This is a genomic window from Leifsonia poae, from assembly GCF_027921845.1.
In the GTDB taxonomy this organism is placed as follows: Bacteria; Actinomycetota; Actinomycetes; order Actinomycetales; family Microbacteriaceae; genus Leifsonia; species Leifsonia poae.
The window spans coordinates 235974-252828 of record NZ_BSEN01000013.1 but is presented as its reverse complement, the minus strand read 5'-3'; the positions used below and the strand labels follow the sequence as shown (position 1 = coordinate 252828).

Here is a 16855-nt window from a genome sequence, read left to right as displayed (position 1 = left end):
CCCGCGCTTCGAACATCACACGATCAACAACGAGGAGCTCCATGGCAACCACCCAGTACGACGTCATCGTGATCGGCGCGGGAGCAGTCGGCGAGAACGTCGCCGACCGCGCCGTCCAGGGCGGGATGAGCACGGTCATCGTCGAGTCCGAGCTCGTCGGCGGGGAGTGCTCGTACTGGGCGTGCATGCCGTCGAAGGCACTGCTGCGCAGCGGTGCGCTGCTGCGCGCCGCACAGCGCGTCGGAGGCGTCGCGGAGGCGATCACCGGGCAGCTCGACGTGCGGGCCGTCCTCGATCGACGCGACCGCGTCACCAGCCATTGGAAGGACGACGGGCAGGTGAAGTGGCTCGAGGGCGCCGGCATCGACCTGGTTCGCGGCCACGCGGTGATCACCGCCCCACGCGAAGTGACGGTCACGGCGGCCGACGGCACGGTGACCGTGCTCGCGGCCCGCCATGCCGTCGCCGTCAGCACCGGATCGGCGGCGCTGCTCCCCGACATCCCCGGCCTGCGCGAGAGCGAGCCGTGGACGAGCAAAGACGCGACCAGCGCCCAGACGGTGCCGGCGTCGCTCGCCATCCTCGGCGGTGGTGTGGTGGCAGTCGAGATGGCCACGGCGTATGCCGGATTCGGCACGCGTGTGCAACTGATCGCGCGCAGCAGTCTGCTGCGGGCGAACGAGCCGTTCGCCGGCGAGCTGGTCGGCGACGCGCTGCGCGCACTGGGCGTCACGGTGCATCTCGACAGCGAGCCGAGCTCCGTGGAGCGCACAGATGACGACGGGTTCCGCATCCAGCTGAGCGGCGGTGGCACGATCGAGGCCGACGAGCTGCTCGTGGCGGTCGGACGCGTTCCGAACACGATCGATCTCGGGCTCGAGGCGTTCGGACTCGAAGCGGGAGCCTGGCTCGACGTCGACGACACCATGCGCGTGCTCGGAGCCGACGGTGAGCCGGTGGACGGCGGCTGGCTCTACGGGGTGGGCGATGTGAACCACCGCGCTCTGCTCACGCATCAGGGCAAGTACCAGGCGCGCGCTGCCGGTGATGCGATCGCAGCACGCGGCAACGGCTCGCCGGTCCGCCTGGAGCCGTGGGGCACGTACGTGGCGACGGCCGACCACACGGCCGTTCCGCAGGTGACGTTCACCGATCCGGAGGTCGCGTCCGTCGGGCTCACCGCGGCGGCAGCACGGGAGGCCGGCTACCGCATTCGGGTCGTCGACTACCCCATCAGCAGCGTCGCCGGCGCGACCATCGCGTCCGACGACTACACCGGGCAGGCACGGATGGTCGTCGACGAGGACCGCCAGGTGATCCTGGGCGTGACCTTCGTCGGACAGGACGTGGGTGAACTGCTGCACTCGGCGACGATCGCCGTGGTCGCGGAGGTGCCGCTCGACCGGCTCTGGCACGCGGTGCCGTCGTACCCGACGCTCAGCGAGGTCTGGCTCCGCCTCCTCGAGACCTACGGACGCCCGGAGGAGTGATGGTGCGAGCAGTGCAGCGGCTGCTGTTCGATTCGCCGATCAGCTGGCTCGGCTACCTCTACGCCACGGCGGTCGGCCTCGTCTGGGGATTCGTCTGGAGCACGGGCCGCGTCGAGCGGCGCAACGGGCTCTTCGTCTTCCGTGGCATGCCGCTGCGCACGTTCGGGCGCGGTGGCTCGTGCGTCGGCGGGTGCTACCTCACGGCCCAGAACGTCACCGACGAGGTGCTGGAGCACGAGGCCGTCCACAAACGGCAGTGGCAGCACTACGGGATGCTCTTCCCGTTCTTCTACCTGCTGGCGGGGCGCGATCCCCTCCGCAACCGATTCGAGGTCGAAGCCGGTCTCGAGAAAGGCGGCTACCTGTGAGCGAGACCACGCCACACGATGGTGGACAACGCACGATCATCCTCACCGGGGCGAGTTCGGGGATCGGGGTGGTCGCCGCGGGACGGCTCGTGGAGCAGGGCAACCAGGTGGCCGTCGTCGGGCGCAACCCCGAGCGCACCCGCGCGGTCGCGGAGCGCATCGGAGCGACCCCGTTCCTGGCCGACTTCGAGAGGCTGGACGACGTGCACGCGCTGGCGGAGGCCGTGACGGCGCGGTACGAGCGGATCGACGTGCTCGCCAACAACGCGGGCGGGCTCAACGCGGCCAGAGAAGTCACGGTCGACGGGCACGAGCGCACGATCCAGACCAACCATCTGGCGCCGTTCCTGTTGACGAACCTGCTGCTCCCCCGGCTGCGGGAGACCGCTGCCCAGGGTCACCCCGTGCGTGTGGTCTCGACGGCGAGCCTCGCCAACCTCTTCGGTCACGTGCGGCTCGACGATCTGGAATTCGAGCAGCGGCCGTGGCTCGGTGGCTGGCGCGCCTACGGTACGGCCAAGCTCGTGACGATCCTGTTCATCCGCGAGCTGGCCGAGCGCCTGACCGGCACCGGGATCGACGCCTATACGTTCCACCCGGGCACGATCGCCACCAACTTCGGCCAGTCATCGCCGCTCATCCGGTTCGGCGGCGCCGTCACGCGCGGCGGCTACGGAATCCCGGTCGAGGAGGGGGCGGCACCGTTGGTCATGCTGACGGCCGACGCGCCCGTCGGCGCCCCGAGCGGCACGTACTTCGATCGGCTGAAGGCGAACGGGAAGGTGCGGCGACAGGCCGACGACGCTCAGCTCGGCCGCGACCTCTGGACGCTCAGCGAACGACTGGTGGGCGTCGGCAGCGTGGTCTGACCGCTCGCCCGGGGTGGACCCGCTGGACGGGGCCCGACAGAGGCGGATGCGTCAGAAGCGGATGCGTCAGAAGTGGATGGGGGCGATGACCGCGTCGGCGGACATGCCGACCTCGTCGCGCAGGTGCTCCTGAACCTCGGAGACGAGCTCGAAACCGCCCGTGACGATCGCGCGGGTCTCGCCGGCTCCGTCGCACAGCATCTCCGCCGTCCACGCGCGCACGGCCCGCGTGGCGGCGACACCCTTCGCGCAGGGCTCCGACGTTCCCGGGCGACCACTGCGGCGCGCTCGGGGAAGCCAAGTGACCGTCATCCGCAGCGGCGTTGTGAGCACGGAGACGTCGTCGGGACTCTCGACCTCGACGAAGACGCGCCCGCGAGCGCAGAGCGGCAGGAGCGCCAGCTCCGCCTCGAGCTGGGGAAGGGACGACTCATCGCCGACGACGAGGAACTGCACACGGTCGTCGTGGTGGGCGGTGGTCGCGGTGTGCTTCGCGTGATCGGGTCGGTACATCTCGCTTTCGAGTATAGGCGAGCCTTACCTAACCCCCGATCCTCCGAGGGGATGCCCAGCGAGACGTCAGCCTTCCCTCACCCGGCACCCTGGGGCATGATCGTGTCATGCTCCCAACGGCAGAGAACCCCGTCGCTCCGATGCTCGCCAAGGCGGTACCGCAGGTTCCGGCTCCCGAGTCCGTGGAGGGCGGGCTCAGTTACGAACCCAAGTGGGACGGGTTCCGTGCACTGATCTATGCGGACGGCGACGGCACGACCGTCGACACGGTGGAGATCGGAAGCCGCGGGTCGAAGATGCTCACCCGCTACTTCCCCGAACTCGTCGACGCGTTCCAGCGGCTCCTGCCAGGACCGTGCGTGCTCGACGGCGAGATCGTGGTGCCGACCGGGCCCGCGGGCAAGCAGCGACTGGACTGGGAGGCGCTGTCGCAGCGCATCCACCCGGCCGCCAGTCGTGTGAAACTGCTCGCGGAGCAGACCCCCGCGACGTTCGTGGCCTTCGATCTGCTCGCCGTCGGGGGCGAATCCCTGCTCGAGCACTCCTTCGGTGAACGCCGGGCGCGGCTCGAGGAATTCGCCGGCGCCCTGCCCGCACCCATCGAGCTGACCCGCACCACCACCGACGTCGAACTCGCCCGGAAATGGCTGGTGGAGTTCGAAGGGGCAGGACTCGACGGCGTCGTGGCCAAACCGCTCGCATCGCCGTACGCCCCCAACAAGCGCACGATGCTCAAGATCAAACACCACCGCACAGCGGACGTCGTCGCGCTCGGCTACCGAGTGCACACGAGCGGCCGGGGCGTCGGCTCGCTGCTGGTCGGCCTCTACGACGACGACGGCGAACTCAGGAACGTCGGCGGTGTCTCCGCCTTCAGCGACGCGCGCCGGCTCGAGCTGGTCGACGAGCTCGCGCCTCTGGTCGAACTCGACGATTCCGGAGACGCGGTGAAGGGCGCGACCGAACGCAGCCGCTTCTCCTCCGGAAAAGACGTGACGTTCATCCGGCTGCGCCCTGAGCGCGTGCTCGAGGTCCGCTACGACCAGATGGAGGGCATGCGCTTTCGTCACACCGCGCAGTTCGAGCGGTGGCGCCCCGACCGCGAAGCCCGCTCGTGCACGTTCGAGCAGCTCGACCGCCCCATCGCCTACGACCTGGCCGACGTCCTGCGCTGACGCGGGCTTGCGGCCACTCCGACTCCGTGCTTGCGTTGCTCCCATGACCGACGCCGAGCAGCCGGGGGCGGCGGAGTGGGTGCCCCGCACGCTCAGCCTCACTCGGCTGCGCGATGCGGCGCACGACTGCGAGGGCTGCGAGCTCTGGCGCGACTCCACGCAAGTCGTTTTCTCGGCAGGCACGGCGCGCGCCAGGCTGATGCTCGTCGGCGAGCAGCCGGGCGACCGGGAGGACCGCACGGGCGAGCCCTTCGTCGGTCCCGCCGGGCGCCTGCTCGACGGGGCGCTGGACGCAGCCGGCATCCGGCGTGCCGACGTGTACCTCACCAATGCCGTGAAGCACTTCCGGCACCACACGGAGGAACGCGGCAAACGACGCATCCACGACAATCCGTCCGTTGCCCACATCGTCGCGTGTCATCCCTGGCTGGAGGCCGAGCTCGCCGCCGTGCGACCACGCGTGGTGGTCTGCCTCGGGGCGACGGCCGGTCGCGCCGTCCTCGGCCGCCCGGTGCGGGTGACGACCGAGCGCGGTCACGTGATCGCCCAGCCCGGCCCGGACATCCCGTCGGCCGTGATCACGGTTCACCCGTCGGCCCTGCTCCGCACGCGCGGCGACGCCGGCTGGGACGAGTCCTTCGACGCCCTCGTGCGCGACCTGGTGACCGCGCGCGAAGCCGCCTCGCTGTAGCGGCCCCGAAACCCCGCCGTCAGCGCGCTCAGGCCTTCTTCGCGCGGCTGGGCTGCACGCGCGGCGGCTCCCCCGGCATCTTGGGGTAGTCGGGCGGGAATGGAAGCTCGCCGAGGCCGTTGTCGAGGTCGCGCTGCCACCACGCCAGCAACTGGTCGATGCGACCGGGTGCGTCCCCGAAGGTCTCCCATGGATCCCCGACCTCGACGAGCCGGGCGGGCACCGTCTCGATCGTGAACTTCTTGGGGTCGACCGACTCGAGCTCGTCCCAGGTGATCGGCGTGGCCACCGGCGCGTGCGCGAGTGCGCGCGGGCTGTACGCCCCCGCCATCGTGCGGTCGCGGTTGGCCTGGTTGAAGTCGACGAAGATCCGCTCGCCGCGCTCCTCCTTCCACCACGCGGTCGTGACGGCGTCGGGCATCCGCCGTTCGAGTTCGCGTGCGGCGGCGATGACGGCGTGCCGCACATCCTGGAACTCGTGGGTCGGTTCGATCGGGGCGAAGACGTGCAGGCCGCGGTTCCCCGAGGTCTTGATGAAGGCGTCGAGACCCGCCTCCGCGAGCACCGACCGGAGCTCGATCGCGGCAGGGATGGCGTCGTCGAAGTCGGTGCCCGGCTGCGGGTCGAGGTCGATGCGCAGCTGATCGGGGTTGTCGGAGTTCTCCGCTCGCGACGGCCACGGGTGGAAGACGACGGTGTTCATCTGAACGGCCCAGACGGCGGCGGCGGGCTCGTCGATCACGAGCTGCGGATGCGTCCGGGCGCTCGGGTAGACCACCATCACCGACCGCACGTAGTCGGGTGCGCCCTTCGGCGGGTTCTTCGAGAAGAACTGCTCGCCGTCGATGCCGTCGGGGAACCGCTGCAGCGAGAGCGGACGGTCGCCGTTCGCTCGCACGAACGCCTCGCCGACAGCGATCATGTAGTTCGCCAGATCGAGCTTGGTGATGCCGGGCTCCGGCCAGAGCACCCGGCTCGGGCTGGAGATGCGCACCTCGCGGTCGCCGTTCGGACCAGGGACAGTGATGACAACCGCTTCGCTCGCCATGCGACCACCGTACTCGCCCATGACGCCGCGATGACTCTCGTGTGAATTCCGTGTGCGAACCGTGGTGCCCACTTCCATCCGGCACGATGTGGGCCAGAATGTTGTCGCGTCGTCCACCGACGGCGAGCGTTATGAGAAGAGGGATCCCACTGAGAATCGTCAGCTACAACCTGCGGAAGCACGCCGCCGGCCACGAACTGGCCGATATCGCAGCGGCGCACGACGTCGACGCACTGTGCCTGCAGGAATGCGACAGCGAAGCCCTTCCCGAGCGCCTGCACCACCTGAAGCTCGCCGACGCCACCAAGACGAACCGTCTCGGCCTCGCGATCTATGTGCGTGAAGACCGCTACGACGTGGTCGAGACCCGCGTCTTCGCCGTGCAGAAGTCGGTGCACGACCGCGTTCTCGCCCCGGCGCACGAGCGCCTGCTCGCGGCTCACCTCCGCGACAGGGAGACCGGTCAGGACGTGCTCATCGGCTCGTTCCACGCGGCGCCGTTGACGGCATCCAACTCTCTCCGCCGCAAGCAGATCGCCGCCGCGCATGCGGGAATGCGCTCGCTCGCCGAAGACGTGCCCGCCGTGATGGTGGGCGACTTCAACTACCCGTGGTTCATCCGCGGACTCGAGCGCCGCCTGATCACCACCGGGTACGCACTGATGCGCACCACCGAGCCGACCTATCTGCGCTACAAGTTCTTCACGGGCTACTTCGACTTCGTCACCTCGACCGGTATGGAGATCGATCGCGTCGACGTTCTGCCCGCCGGCGCATCCGATCACCGCGCGATCAGCCTGGACACCAAGCTCGCCGCCTGACTCCTTCTCCACCCGGGCGTATGGTGGACGCGTTCGTAGGCGGGGCGGTGCGCGATGGACGTTCTCGGGTGGTTTTCGGCGGCTGACTACACGATCGCGCGCGAGATCCTCCAGCGCGGGGTCGCCGCGATCTACCTCATCGCCTTCGTCTCCGCCGCGAATCAGTTCCCCGCCCTCCTCGGTGAACACGGCCTCCTGCCCGTTCCGCGTTTCCTGCAGAGCCTCTACGCCGCGAAGCAGCCGACGCTGTTCCGCTGGAGGTACTCCGACCGCCTGCTGCTCGCGGTCGCCTGGACCGGCGCCGCGCTCTCCCTGCTGATCCTGCTCGGCATCCCGCAGCAAGCCCCGTCCTACGTGTTCGTCCCGATCTTCCTCGTCGTGTGGCTGCTCTATCTGTCGATCGCCAACGTCGGCCAGACCTTCTACGGTTTCGGCTGGGAGAGCCTGCTGCTCGAAGCAGGCTTCACCGTTGGCTTCCTCGGGGCGCACGACACGGCTCCCCCGATCACCATCGTGTTCCTGGTGCGCTGGCTCGTCTTCCGCCTCGAGTTCGGCGCGGGAATGATCAAGATGCGCGGCGACCGGTCGTGGCGCGACCTCACGGCCCTGTACTACCACCACGAGACCCAGCCGATGCCGAATCCGCTGAGCCGCACCGCGCACCTGCTGCCGCGCTGGTGGCACCGCGTGGAGGTGCTGGGCAACCACTTCGCACAGCTCGTCGTCCCCTGGCTGCTGTTCGCACCGCAGCCTGTCGCGAGCATCGCGGCGGGGGTGGTCATCCTCACGCAGCTGTGGCTCGTGGCTACCGGCAACTTCGCGTGGCTCAACGTCATCACGATCGTGCTGGCCTTCAGCGCGGTCAGCGATCCGGTCTTCGGGTTCGTCGCGGGCGGAGCGCACGCTGCCGGCATCGGGTCGGCGACCGTGCCGCTCTGGTATGCGATCGTGGCCGCAGCGGTCACGGTCTTCCTGGTCGTGCTGAGCTGGCAGCCCCTGCGCAACCTGTTCTCGCGCCGTCAGCTGATGAACGCCAGCTTCAACCGCTGGCACCTGGTCAACGCCTACGGCGCGTTCGGCAGCGTCACGAAGGAGCGGTACGAGGTGATCGTCGAGGGCACGCTCGACGATCCCGACGACACGACGGCCGAATGGCGCGAGTACGCGTTCAAGGGCAAACCGGGCGACCCGCGGCGCATCCCGCGCCAGTTCGCGCCCTACCATCTGCGACTGGATTGGCTGATGTGGTTCCTCGCGCTCGGCTCACGGGACACGCGCTGGTTCGAGGTCTTCCTGCTCCGGCTGCTCGAGGCGGATGCCCGCACGCTGCGCCTGCTGCGCGCATCCCCCTTCGGCAGGGAGCCGCCGCGGGCCGTGCGGGCCCGCATGTTCCTCTACCGCTTCACCACCCGTGCCGAGAAACGCGCGACCGGGGATCGGTGGGTGCGCTCCGAGGTGGGGCTGCTGGTCGCGCCGGTCGCGCTGAACGGCTGAGCGGGCAGGTCAGTATCCGCCGCGCTCCTCCTCGAGCTTGGCCAGGTCGCGCGCGATGAGCAGCCGGAGGCGCCCCGGTCGCTCCTCCTCGTAGTTCGCCTTGAGCGCTTCTGCCCCGGAGAAGGCGTCGAGCGATGCCTCGATCGCCTGGCCGACCTCGTGCCACGCGTCAGCACGCGCGCGCTCCACGATGGATAGCAATTCGGACTCCGAGGAGGCTCGCGCGCGCAACGCGTCGGCGAGAGCATGGGCGGCCTCTTCGCGCAGCCGCAGATTGGCGACATCGACGTCTCGATAGTCGTGAGGATGCATGGCGTCGCCGAGCAGGCCGGTGACCGCGCGTCGCGCCTCGGCCGCACGCTCGGCGGCCTGGTCCTGCTCGTCGGCGAGCTCCTCGAGCATTTCAGCAGCCTGCTTCGTGTGCCGGGACGGCTCGAACGGGTTGCCCTGCTGGATGGTGTCGACGACGATGTGATTCTTGACGGCCATCCTCGTCGCGTAGTCCGCGAGGAGCATGCCCTCCTCGACGGATTGCTCGAGGGTCGGTGGAGCGGTCTCCGTGAGCGCATCCTCGTCGAACGGGCGCACGCGGGGCGTCGCTGCCCGCTTGCGGAACCAGTTCGGCCAGCGCATCCGTCTCCTTCTCGCGGCGGCGAGGACTGCGCCGCCCTGAGACCATTCTGTCCGAGATGCGGCCGTTCCGTCCGCCGCGCGGCGTGGGTGCGCACGGCGCTGGGTGCCGCGCGCCATCACTTCACCCCGCGTTCAGGGGACAAGCGCGTAACGGACACCGTGTGTACGTCCGCCGGCCACCGCCGGCGAGCAGACTCCCGCTGGCTCGGCGACCGCTGGGACCAGTGAGTCGAAAGGAACCTCGGATGAACCGTTCCGTCACCTCCACCGTCGGCGCCGTTGTGGCGGGCGGTGTCGCCCTGTCGCTGTTCGCGGGCGGCGCCGCCTTCGCGGCCCCGGCGTCCCCCGCCGTCGGCGCGTCAGCGGGCCACGGATCGTCCCCGGCTTCCGCCGTCGACGACGCGTACCTGCTGACCGCCGGACGCACGTTCGATGCTCGCACGAGCATCCTGCGCAACGACCACGGCTCGTCCGCCGCGATCGTGTCGCACACCACCCCGGCCCACGGTTCCCTCGCTCTCAATGCGGACGGCACCTTCCGCTACGTTCCGCAGGCCGGGTTCACCGGTGTCGACTCGTTCAGCTATACCGTCAATGACGCGGTGAAGCTCTACACGACGCATCTCCCCTCCCTCGCCACGATCGGCGGCGTCGCCATCACCGGTGGCGCGTACGGGTCGTCGCTGGCTCCCGTGCCCGGCTCGGCGGACGAGTTCTACGGCCTGACCGACCGCGGTCCGAACGTGACCGCTCCCGACGGTGTCACCAAGATCGAGCCGCTCCCGGCCTTCGACCCCGCCATCGGTCGGTTCCGCCTCGTCGACGGCCAGGCCCGGCTGGAGCGCACCATCCCGCTGCGCGCCGGCGACGGCTCGCCGTACAACGGCCGGGTCAACACGCAGGCGAACACCGGCGAATCGATCGTCGGGCTCGACGGCGCACCGCTTGCGGCGAGCCCCAACGGCTACGACTCGGAAGGCCTTGTCGCACTCAAGGACGGCACGTTCTGGGTGTCGGACGAGTACGGACCGTTCATCACGCACTTCGACCGCAACGGCCGGCAGCTCGAGCGGCTGTCGCCGTTCGGCCAGGGTCTGCCCGCGGAGCTGGCCATGCGCGTGCCGAACAAGGGCATGGAGGGCCTGACGATCACTCCGGACGGCTCGACGCTGGTCGGGATGATGCAGTCCGCCCTGCAGACACCCGATCTGACGGCCAAGCCCGCCACCGTCACGACACTGCGGATCGTCACGTACGGTCTGAAGGACCACCGGACCCACGAATACCTGTACCTGCTCACCGACCCGAAGAAGAACGCCGGCGCGGTGAGCGAGATCACGGCGCTCTCGAACACGCGCTTCATCGTCGACGAGCGCGACGGCACGTTCGAGCCGAACGCCTTCAAGCAGCTGTACGCGATCGACATCGCGAAGGCGACGGATGTCGGCCCGGCCTCCACGGTCAGCGGCGCCCACTACGACGCGGCGAAGGGCGGTCTGCTCGTCGGAGCGTCGAGCCGGAGCATCGACGCCTTCGTCGGAGATGCGGACACCGCGGGTGCGACGGCTGCCCTCGCATCGGTCGGCATCACCCCGGTCGCCAAGAAGACCGGCGTCGACCTGGGAGCCCTGGTCACCAAGCTCGATCCGACCGGTGGATTCTTCGGTCACGACAAGGTCGAGGGCGTGGCGACGACGGACGGCGGCAAGACGCTCGTCGTCAGCAACGACAACGACTTCGGCATCGACGGTGTCTCCAATGCCGCCGCACCGTGGCAGCTCCACGCGAAGGTGCTCCCGAACGGGCAGCAGGACGACGGCGAGTACCTCGTGATCGATACGACACGGGTCGGCGACGCGAACAGCACGGCGACGGTCTCGCTGTTCGTCACGCCGAAGGGTGTCTACACGCGCTGACGCGGCCTGTACGAGGTCGGAGGTCTGCGGCAGAGTGGGCGTATGGCGGGCATCCGGTACGAGTTCGAGGCAGACCTGTGGCGTTGGGAGGCGCGCAGAGACCTCTGGGTCTTCGCGCGTCTCCCACTCGACATCTCTCAGGAGATCCGTGACCAGCCGCATCCTCCGGCGGGATTCGGCTCCGTCAAGGCGATGGTGACGCTCGGGAGCTCGCGATGGTCGACGTCGATCTTCCCCGAGTCGGCCGACGGTGCCTACACCGTGGCCATCAAGGGGTCGGTGCGCCGTGCGGAGGGCGTCGGCCTCGGCGATGTCGTGCGGATCGGGATCGAGACCCTGCTCTAGCCGCTGCTCTAGCCCCCGGGCTCGTGCGGCAGCTCAGAGCGGCACGACGTCGTGGGCAGTGACACCGAAGAGCTGGCCCGGATACTGCAGGCCGGAGAAGTACCGATTGGTGTGGGCGACGATCTGCTCTGCACTGATCGTCACGCCGTCCCACTCGGCATCGGCCGTGGTGTGCGCGTCGCTCACCAGGGTCACGTCGTAGCCCCGCACGGCCGCGCTCTGGGCCGTCGTGCGCACGCAGTAGTCCGACTGAGCACCCGCGATCACGAGCCGGGCGATGTCGGCCGCCTCGAGCACCTCGTCGAGTTCCGTCTCCACGAAGGCGTCGCGATAGTTCTTGTGGATCAGGGGCTCGTCGTCGACCCGTTCGAGCCCTGCGGCCAGCTGCCAGCCGTCGGTGCCGGGCGGGAAGTCCACGCCGTCCTGCACCCACACCACCGGCACCCCGGATGCCCGTGCACGGTCGACGAGAGCAGCCGTGCGGCGCACGACGCCGTCGGCGTCGAAGCAGTCGACGAGCACTCCCCGCTGCAGATCGATGACGAGCAGAGCGGAGGGGGCCTGAGAGTCGGTCACCCCCTCATCCTGGCATTGGTGCTCGTCAGAAGGCGCGCGCCAGACCCGCGTCAGCGGCGAGGAACGTGCGGGCCGCCGATGCCGGCGCCGCGCCGGCCCGGACCAGGCTGTCGGCCGTCACGCGGGCGCGCGTGGCCTGTTGCGCAGACCCGTCGCGCAGGGCGGCTGCCACCTCGCGCGAACCGAGGACTCCGTCGGCTCGCTCGGTCATCGATGGGTCGGGCCGCACCCGCGCCGCCCGGCTCGTGATGACCGCTGACACCTCTGACAGGCGTGCCGCATCGACATTCAGATCTGACATCCGCATTCCCTCCCCGAGCGAGAATGACGCGCCCCCCGGCGCGACTCCCAGCCTATTGTTGCGCTCTCCGGCGCCGCAGCCGATGACCGGCCTTCGCATGCATTTCCGCGCGGATGTCGGGAAACGCCACCTGCACCCGGGTCAGTCGCCCGCCGTCCACGAGGATCCCGCGCCCCACGGGGAACTCGCTGCGGGAGACCCGAGGAAAGGGAACACGGAACAACGCGACGCCGTCGGACTCCTCCGGCTGCAGCACGATCCCGGCGCGAGCGGTCTTCAGCTCGGAGTAGATCTGCCAGGCCCCGGCAGCGGTGACGGTGTCGGCCTCGGCCAGTACCGTCACGCCCGCGCGGCGGGCTGCTGCGATCAGCCGGGCGACCTGTCCCTCGGCGGCGTGGCCGTCGAAGTCCCCGACGTTCTCGATCACGATCAGCGGCCAGGGGCCCGTCTCCCCTGCGGCCCGCTCGAGCTCCTCCGTCAGTCGGGCGGCAAGTCGCTCCGCCCCGTCGCGGTCGCCAGCGCCGCTATCGCCAGCGCCGCCGCGGTCGCCGTCGCCCGACCACTCGGTCCAGTCGGCCGCATCCACGAGGGCGCTTCGCCTGGCGGTGATCAGATAGGCCGGGATGCCCGGCCGCGCCTCGCGGATCGCTCCCACCGCAGCCTTCACGGCTGTGGTGCGTCCGGAGCCGAATGGGCCGGTGACGACGAAGAGGCCACCCAGGGGAAGCCCGATCGGCTCCAGCCTCTCGTCCGCGACCCCGAACGTCGGCCGACCGTCGACGGTCGTCGGCAGGCTGCCGGCCGGGATGTGCGTTCCCAGACGCTCGATCGGCGGCGCCTCGGTGACCCCAGTCGCCCGCAGCCGCTCCGCGATCGCCTCGACCGCGACCGACTGAGCGGCCAGGTCGCCACTCCCGCCCGGAACGGCGATCTGCACCTCGTGCGTGCCGGCGATGAGACGCCCGGCGGGCGCGTCGGTCAGCACATCACCGGGCACCCCGGCCACGCTGTACTCGGTCTCGCCGGCCAGCCGGAGCACCAGCCGTTCCCCGATGGTCGCGGCGAGCGCGGTCGGGAACGCACCGGCACGGTCAGCGGTCACGACCAGATGGACACCGCACCGACGACCGGACGACGCCAGCGCGAGCAGGCGGTCGAAGATCCGGCCGCCGTCGCGGAACTCGAAGTCGCCACGAAAGGCGTCGAATCCGTCGAGCAGCAGGATGACGCGCGGGACGGGCTGTCCCGTCGTCTGCCGGTAGTCGGCGAGCGAGGCCGCCCGCGCCGCTGCCAGGGCCGCCGAGCGCTCCGTGACCAGAGCGTCGAGGCGTGCGAGCAGCCGCGTGATCCGCTCGACGTCTGCGCCGTCGATGACGGAGCCGACGGTCGGAAGGGCCTCGAGCATCCCGAGGGCGCCGCCCGCGGCGTCGATGGCGTACAGCTCCACCGGATGCGCGGCGGCGGCGGTCGAAGCCGCGACGGCCACGGTTCGCAGCAGTGCGCTCTTGCCGGAGCCGCCTGCTCCGATCACGGCCACCGTCCCGACGACATCGAGGTCGAGCACGAAGGGGCTCTGACTCTGCGTCTCCGGCTCATCCACGATCCCCACCGCGATCCGGCCGTCCTCGGCGGAGCGAATCGTGCGGAGGTCCACGGTCGCCGGCAGTTGATCGAGCCACGGACGCCGCGGCACCTCGATCCGCCGAGCATCCGCCGCGCGGGCGATCGAATCGGCGAGGCATTCGATGTCGCGGTCCCCGGCGACGGCTGGGACGAGATCATCCGGTGAGACCCAGGGACGACCCGGGCCGAACGGCAGCTCCTGAACGTGCACCTCCGCCGCCGGGGCCGCCGAGGCGCGGCGACCGCCGAGGTACGCGGTCTGGAAGTCCACGATCCGGCCCGGTCCCAGCTTGGCCGCGCCACGCCCCGGCGCCGCGGAATCGAACGCCGCGGCGTCGGCGACGCCCAGCACATCCACGCTGTCCGCCTCGTCGGCGACCCGGAGGGCGACCCTGAGGTTGGTATTGGCGCGCAGGCTGTCCTTGATGACGCCGGATGGCCGCTGCGTGGCCATCACCAGGTGAAGACCGAGCGAGCGCCCCCGCTGCGCCACGTCGATCACGCCGTCGACGAACTCCGGAACGTCGGTGGCGAGAGCCGCGAACTCGTCGATGACGATGACGAGCACGGGAGGGGCATCCGGATCGCTGCGCTTCTCCAGCGTCAGCAGGTCTTTGGCCCCGGCACGGTTCAGCAGCAGCTCGCGGTGCCGCAGCTCGGCGCGGAGCGACGTGAGCGCCCGCCGCACGAGGTGCGGAGTGAGGTCGGTGACCAGGCCGACCGTGTGCGGCAGACCGACGCATTCGGCGAATGCGGCGCCGCCCTTGTAGTCGACGAGCAGGAACGTGAGGCGATCCGGCGAGTACTCGGTCGCGAGCCCCATGATCCAGCTCTGCAGGAATTCGCTCTTGCCCGATCCCGTCGTTCCCCCGACCAGGGCGTGCGGCCCGTGCGCGCGCAGATCGGGAGCGAAGGCCTCGGCGGCGCCCTGGCCGACCACGGCACGCAGCGGTCCGGCCTCGCGCGAGACACCCGTGATCCACCCGCGGGTGAGGCTGTCGTTCTTCACCCAGCGCTGGATGATCGCCGCCGGATCGCCCGTCACGTCGCCCTCGTAGAGTTCGGCGAACGACACGCTCCGCGGAAGATCCGACTCGTCGAGCACGCGGGCGCCCGTGTCTGCGACCGGCGCCAGACTGCGGGCCGCGGTCTCGGCGGCGACGTCGTCGATCGACTCGATGCTCTGCAGTGCGACGGTGCGCCCCGCCCTCACGAAACGCACCTCGGCCCGCGCCGTCGCCGGATCGATCACCAGGGTCGTGCGGCAGACGGCGGGGAGCGCCTCGATCGCCGGCGCCAGCCAGAGCACGAACACGCCGGAGTCCGGCCCCTCGTCCGCCAGTGCCACCAGTCGCGCGCGGTCGGCAGGCGCCTCCTGATTCACGACCACGACGATCGCCGGCACGGCGGGCAGCTGGTCGACCCCGGTGCCGTGTGCGTTATCGAGCGGAGCCGCCTCATCGAGGCGGGAGCGCACCCCCGCGGCTCGACCAGAGCCCGCAGCGCGACGGGCGGCGACGAGTCCCTCGAGCTCCGAGAGCAGCGCCGCGCCGGCCGCGTAGTCGCTCACCAGGCCGTTCGCGTGCAGCGGGCTGTGCGGTGAGTCGACATGTGGAAGCCATTTCAACCACGACCACGCATTCACGGCATCCCCGCCGGCGAACGCCGCGATCACCAGGTCGGCCGGCGAGTGCAGGCCGGCGAGCTGCACCACCAGGGCACGTGCGGCTTCGCGGGCGATCGCGCCGACGCCGGCGACACCGATCGCGCCGGCTCGCTCGAAGGTCTCGACGACGGGGCCCCGACGCACCTCCGCAAAATCCTCGACCAGCGCGAGCGCTGCGGCCCAATCGGCGGCGTCCCCCGCGTTCGTCGACGGCAGCCGGATGCTCGACCGCGACGCCTGCCGCCCCACTCCGAACCGCACCTCGAGGAAGGTCGCGTGCTCCGGCCGGCGCGTCCAGAGCAGCGCGTCGCGCCGGCCGATCGCGGCAGCCACCTCGGCCGTGCCCGGCGACTCTGCACACCGTGCACGCACCTCCTCCTCGCGCTCGGCCTCCGACCGCGCACGCGCATCCGCCATCCCCGCCTCGAAGGCGCTGCGACCCGCCCGTCGTCTCCGTCGGCCCTGGCGCCGGTTGTCGAGCCAGGTGCCGAGCATGATCAGCGGTGAGAGTGCGACGAAGACGAGGGTGGTGACCTGCTGTGTCAGGGCGAAGAGGACGGCCCCGAGAAGCAGAGGACTGAGCAGCACGAGCAACGGCAGCCGAGGCGGGTCGGGAGGAACGGGGATCTCCGGGAGCGTGAACGAGGCGCCGCGGTAGGCGGGTTCGACGCGCGGAGACCGGAAGAACGGTGGCTCGACGTGTGACGACGGCTCCGGCATGCTCAACGGCAGCACCGTCAGCACACCGGCGCCGATCTGCAGCCGTGTCGACGGCGTCACGATCGCACGCTGCACCAGGGCACCGTCGACGAGCACCCCGTTGGCGGAGTTGAGATCGGTGACCGTGATCGAGTCGCCGGCGACGATCGTCGCGTGACGACGGGACACCTCGGGGTCGGCAGCGAGGTGGACGTCCGCGGCCGCATCCCGTCCGACGAGGTTGGCGCCCGAGGCGAGCGGGAACGAGCGGCCGGCCTCCGGCCCGGTGAGCACCCGGACCAGCGCCACCGGCGCGTCATCCCGTTCGTCGCCGGCCCGGAGCTCGCCGACGGGAACGACCTCCACGCGGCATCCCGAGCGCAGGCTGGATTCGTGCAGGTGGGCGGCGGGGTTCAGCACCCGGGGCCGGCGTGCTGCCGGCGACTCGACCCGGAGCGTCATCGCACCCTCGGCGGGCGCCGCCAGGTGCCGGGCGAGATCGCCGATCGTCGCGGTCACGTCGGCCGTCACCAGAACATCGCGGTCCGCGGTCGCGCGCGACGCGAGCGTGATCTTGAGCTTCACCGCTGCCCTCCCCCCGAACGGCATCGCGAGCCTACGGTGAGG

General features: G+C 70.4%; 15 protein-coding genes. 9 read left to right on the top strand and 6 right to left on the bottom strand.

Annotated features, from left to right (window positions below; translation table 11 throughout):
* Positions 1–41: 41 nt before the first annotated feature.
* Genes PKE84_RS14140 through PKE84_RS14130 form a run of 3 tightly spaced genes read left to right on the top strand, consistent with a single transcriptional unit; the run spans position 42 to position 2727 of the window.
* Positions 42–1490, top strand: coding sequence for a dihydrolipoyl dehydrogenase family protein (locus PKE84_RS14140; RefSeq protein ID WP_271177902.1), 1449 nt, complete (start codon positions 42–44; stop codon positions 1488–1490).
* Positions 1490–1858 carry a Fe-S oxidoreductase gene (locus PKE84_RS14135; RefSeq protein WP_373877147.1) on the top strand — a complete coding sequence of 123 codons (369 nt, stop codon included), beginning with the start codon at positions 1490–1492 and terminating at the stop codon, positions 1856–1858. Before PKE84_RS14140 ends, PKE84_RS14135 begins: the two co-directional genes overlap by 1 nt.
* The gene (locus PKE84_RS14130; RefSeq protein ID WP_271177900.1) at positions 1855–2727 is read left to right on the top strand and encodes an SDR family NAD(P)-dependent oxidoreductase; all 873 of its coding nucleotides are present in this window, start codon (positions 1855–1857) and stop codon (positions 2725–2727) included. The genes PKE84_RS14135 and PKE84_RS14130 overlap by 4 nt, the downstream gene beginning before the upstream one ends.
* 66 nt (positions 2728–2793) lie before the next feature.
* On the opposite strand, the gene PKE84_RS14125 is transcribed toward PKE84_RS14130, so the two are convergent.
* Positions 2794–3240 carry an SIP domain-containing protein gene (locus PKE84_RS14125; protein WP_271177899.1) on the bottom strand — a complete coding sequence of 149 codons (447 nt, stop codon included), beginning with the start codon at positions 3238–3240 and terminating at the stop codon, positions 2794–2796.
* Between the two features lie 107 nt (positions 3241–3347).
* Between PKE84_RS14125 and PKE84_RS14120 the strand changes: the two genes are divergently transcribed.
* The gene (locus tag PKE84_RS14120) at positions 3348–4415 is read left to right on the top strand and encodes an ATP-dependent DNA ligase (protein WP_271177898.1); all 1068 of its coding nucleotides are present in this window, start codon (positions 3348–3350) and stop codon (positions 4413–4415) included.
* 43 nt (positions 4416–4458) lie between these two features.
* Positions 4459–5106, top strand: a complete 648-nt coding sequence (locus tag PKE84_RS14115) for a UdgX family uracil-DNA binding protein (protein ID WP_271177897.1) — start codon at positions 4459–4461, stop codon at positions 5104–5106.
* Positions 5107–5134: 28 nt separating this feature from the next.
* Here the strand turns inward: PKE84_RS14115 and ligD are convergent, their stop codons facing one another.
* Positions 5135–6154: a non-homologous end-joining DNA ligase gene (ligD, locus tag PKE84_RS14110; RefSeq protein ID WP_271177896.1), complete on the bottom strand. Its 1020-nt coding sequence runs from the start codon at positions 6152–6154 to the stop codon at positions 5135–5137.
* Between the two features lie 131 nt (positions 6155–6285).
* Here ligD and PKE84_RS14105 point away from each other — a divergent pair, with 131 nt between their 5' ends.
* Positions 6286–6975, top strand: coding sequence for an endonuclease/exonuclease/phosphatase family protein (locus tag PKE84_RS14105; protein WP_271177895.1), 690 nt, complete (start codon positions 6286–6288; stop codon positions 6973–6975).
* 54 nt (positions 6976–7029) lie between these two features.
* Positions 7030–8469, top strand: a complete 1440-nt coding sequence (locus PKE84_RS14100; RefSeq protein WP_271177894.1) for a lipase maturation factor family protein — start codon at positions 7030–7032, stop codon at positions 8467–8469.
* A gap of 9 nt (positions 8470–8478) precedes the next feature.
* Here PKE84_RS14100 and PKE84_RS14095 read toward each other — a convergent pair whose 3' ends face one another.
* On the bottom strand, positions 8479–9102 hold the full coding sequence (locus PKE84_RS14095) for a hypothetical protein (RefSeq protein WP_271177893.1): 624 nt from the start codon (positions 9100–9102) through the stop codon (positions 8479–8481).
* Between the two features lie 245 nt (positions 9103–9347).
* On the opposite strand from PKE84_RS14095, the gene PKE84_RS14090 reads away from it, so the two are divergent.
* Both PKE84_RS14090 and PKE84_RS14085 read left to right on the top strand, forming a co-directional pair.
* Positions 9348–11018 carry an esterase-like activity of phytase family protein gene (locus PKE84_RS14090; RefSeq protein ID WP_271177892.1) on the top strand — a complete coding sequence of 557 codons (1671 nt, stop codon included), beginning with the start codon at positions 9348–9350 and terminating at the stop codon, positions 11016–11018.
* A gap of 42 nt (positions 11019–11060) precedes the next feature.
* Positions 11061–11363, top strand: coding sequence for a DUF1905 domain-containing protein (locus tag PKE84_RS14085; protein ID WP_271177891.1), 303 nt, complete (start codon positions 11061–11063; stop codon positions 11361–11363).
* A gap of 33 nt (positions 11364–11396) precedes the next feature.
* On the opposite strand, the gene PKE84_RS14080 is transcribed toward PKE84_RS14085, so the two are convergent.
* Genes PKE84_RS14080 through PKE84_RS14070 form a run of 3 tightly spaced genes read right to left on the bottom strand, consistent with a single transcriptional unit; the run spans position 11397 to position 16813 of the window.
* Positions 11397–11939: a cysteine hydrolase family protein gene (locus PKE84_RS14080; protein WP_271177890.1), complete on the bottom strand. Its 543-nt coding sequence runs from the start codon at positions 11937–11939 to the stop codon at positions 11397–11399.
* Positions 11940–11964: 25 nt separating this feature from the next.
* Positions 11965–12240 carry a hypothetical protein gene (locus PKE84_RS14075; protein WP_271177889.1) on the bottom strand — a complete coding sequence of 92 codons (276 nt, stop codon included), beginning with the start codon at positions 12238–12240 and terminating at the stop codon, positions 11965–11967.
* A 52-nt stretch (positions 12241–12292) separates the two neighbouring features.
* Entirely contained in the window at positions 12293–16813 is a 4521-nt protein-coding gene (locus PKE84_RS14070; protein ID WP_271177888.1) for a type VII secretion EssC family protein, read from the bottom strand.
* Between the last annotated feature and the right edge of the window lie 42 nt (positions 16814–16855).

Excerpts from the sequence above, each read along its gene's own strand:
- PKE84_RS14085 (WP_271177891.1), top strand. The coding sequence starts at position 11,061 with ATGGCGGGCATCCGGTACGAGTTCGAGGCAGACCTGTGGCGTTGGGAG.
- PKE84_RS14095 (WP_271177893.1), bottom strand. The coding sequence starts at position 9,102 with ATGCGCTGGCCGAACTGGTTCCGCAAGCGGGCAGCGACGCCCCGCGTG.
- PKE84_RS14135 (WP_373877147.1), top strand. The coding sequence starts at position 1,490 with ATGGTGCGAGCAGTGCAGCGGCTGCTGTTCGATTCGCCGATCAGCTGG.
- PKE84_RS14115 (WP_271177897.1), top strand. The coding sequence starts at position 4,459 with ATGACCGACGCCGAGCAGCCGGGGGCGGCGGAGTGGGTGCCCCGCACG.
- PKE84_RS14075 (WP_271177889.1), bottom strand. The coding sequence starts at position 12,240 with ATGTCAGATCTGAATGTCGATGCGGCACGCCTGTCAGAGGTGTCAGCG.
- PKE84_RS14140 (WP_271177902.1), top strand. The coding sequence starts at position 42 with ATGGCAACCACCCAGTACGACGTCATCGTGATCGGCGCGGGAGCAGTC.
- ligD (WP_271177896.1), bottom strand. The coding sequence starts at position 6,154 with ATGGCGAGCGAAGCGGTTGTCATCACTGTCCCTGGTCCGAACGGCGAC.
- PKE84_RS14090 (WP_271177892.1), top strand. The coding sequence starts at position 9,348 with ATGAACCGTTCCGTCACCTCCACCGTCGGCGCCGTTGTGGCGGGCGGT.
- PKE84_RS14105 (WP_271177895.1), top strand. The coding sequence starts at position 6,286 with ATGAGAAGAGGGATCCCACTGAGAATCGTCAGCTACAACCTGCGGAAG.
- PKE84_RS14125 (WP_271177899.1), bottom strand. The coding sequence starts at position 3,240 with ATGTACCGACCCGATCACGCGAAGCACACCGCGACCACCGCCCACCAC.
- PKE84_RS14120 (WP_271177898.1), top strand. The coding sequence starts at position 3,348 with ATGCTCCCAACGGCAGAGAACCCCGTCGCTCCGATGCTCGCCAAGGCG.
- PKE84_RS14100 (WP_271177894.1), top strand. The coding sequence starts at position 7,030 with ATGGACGTTCTCGGGTGGTTTTCGGCGGCTGACTACACGATCGCGCGC.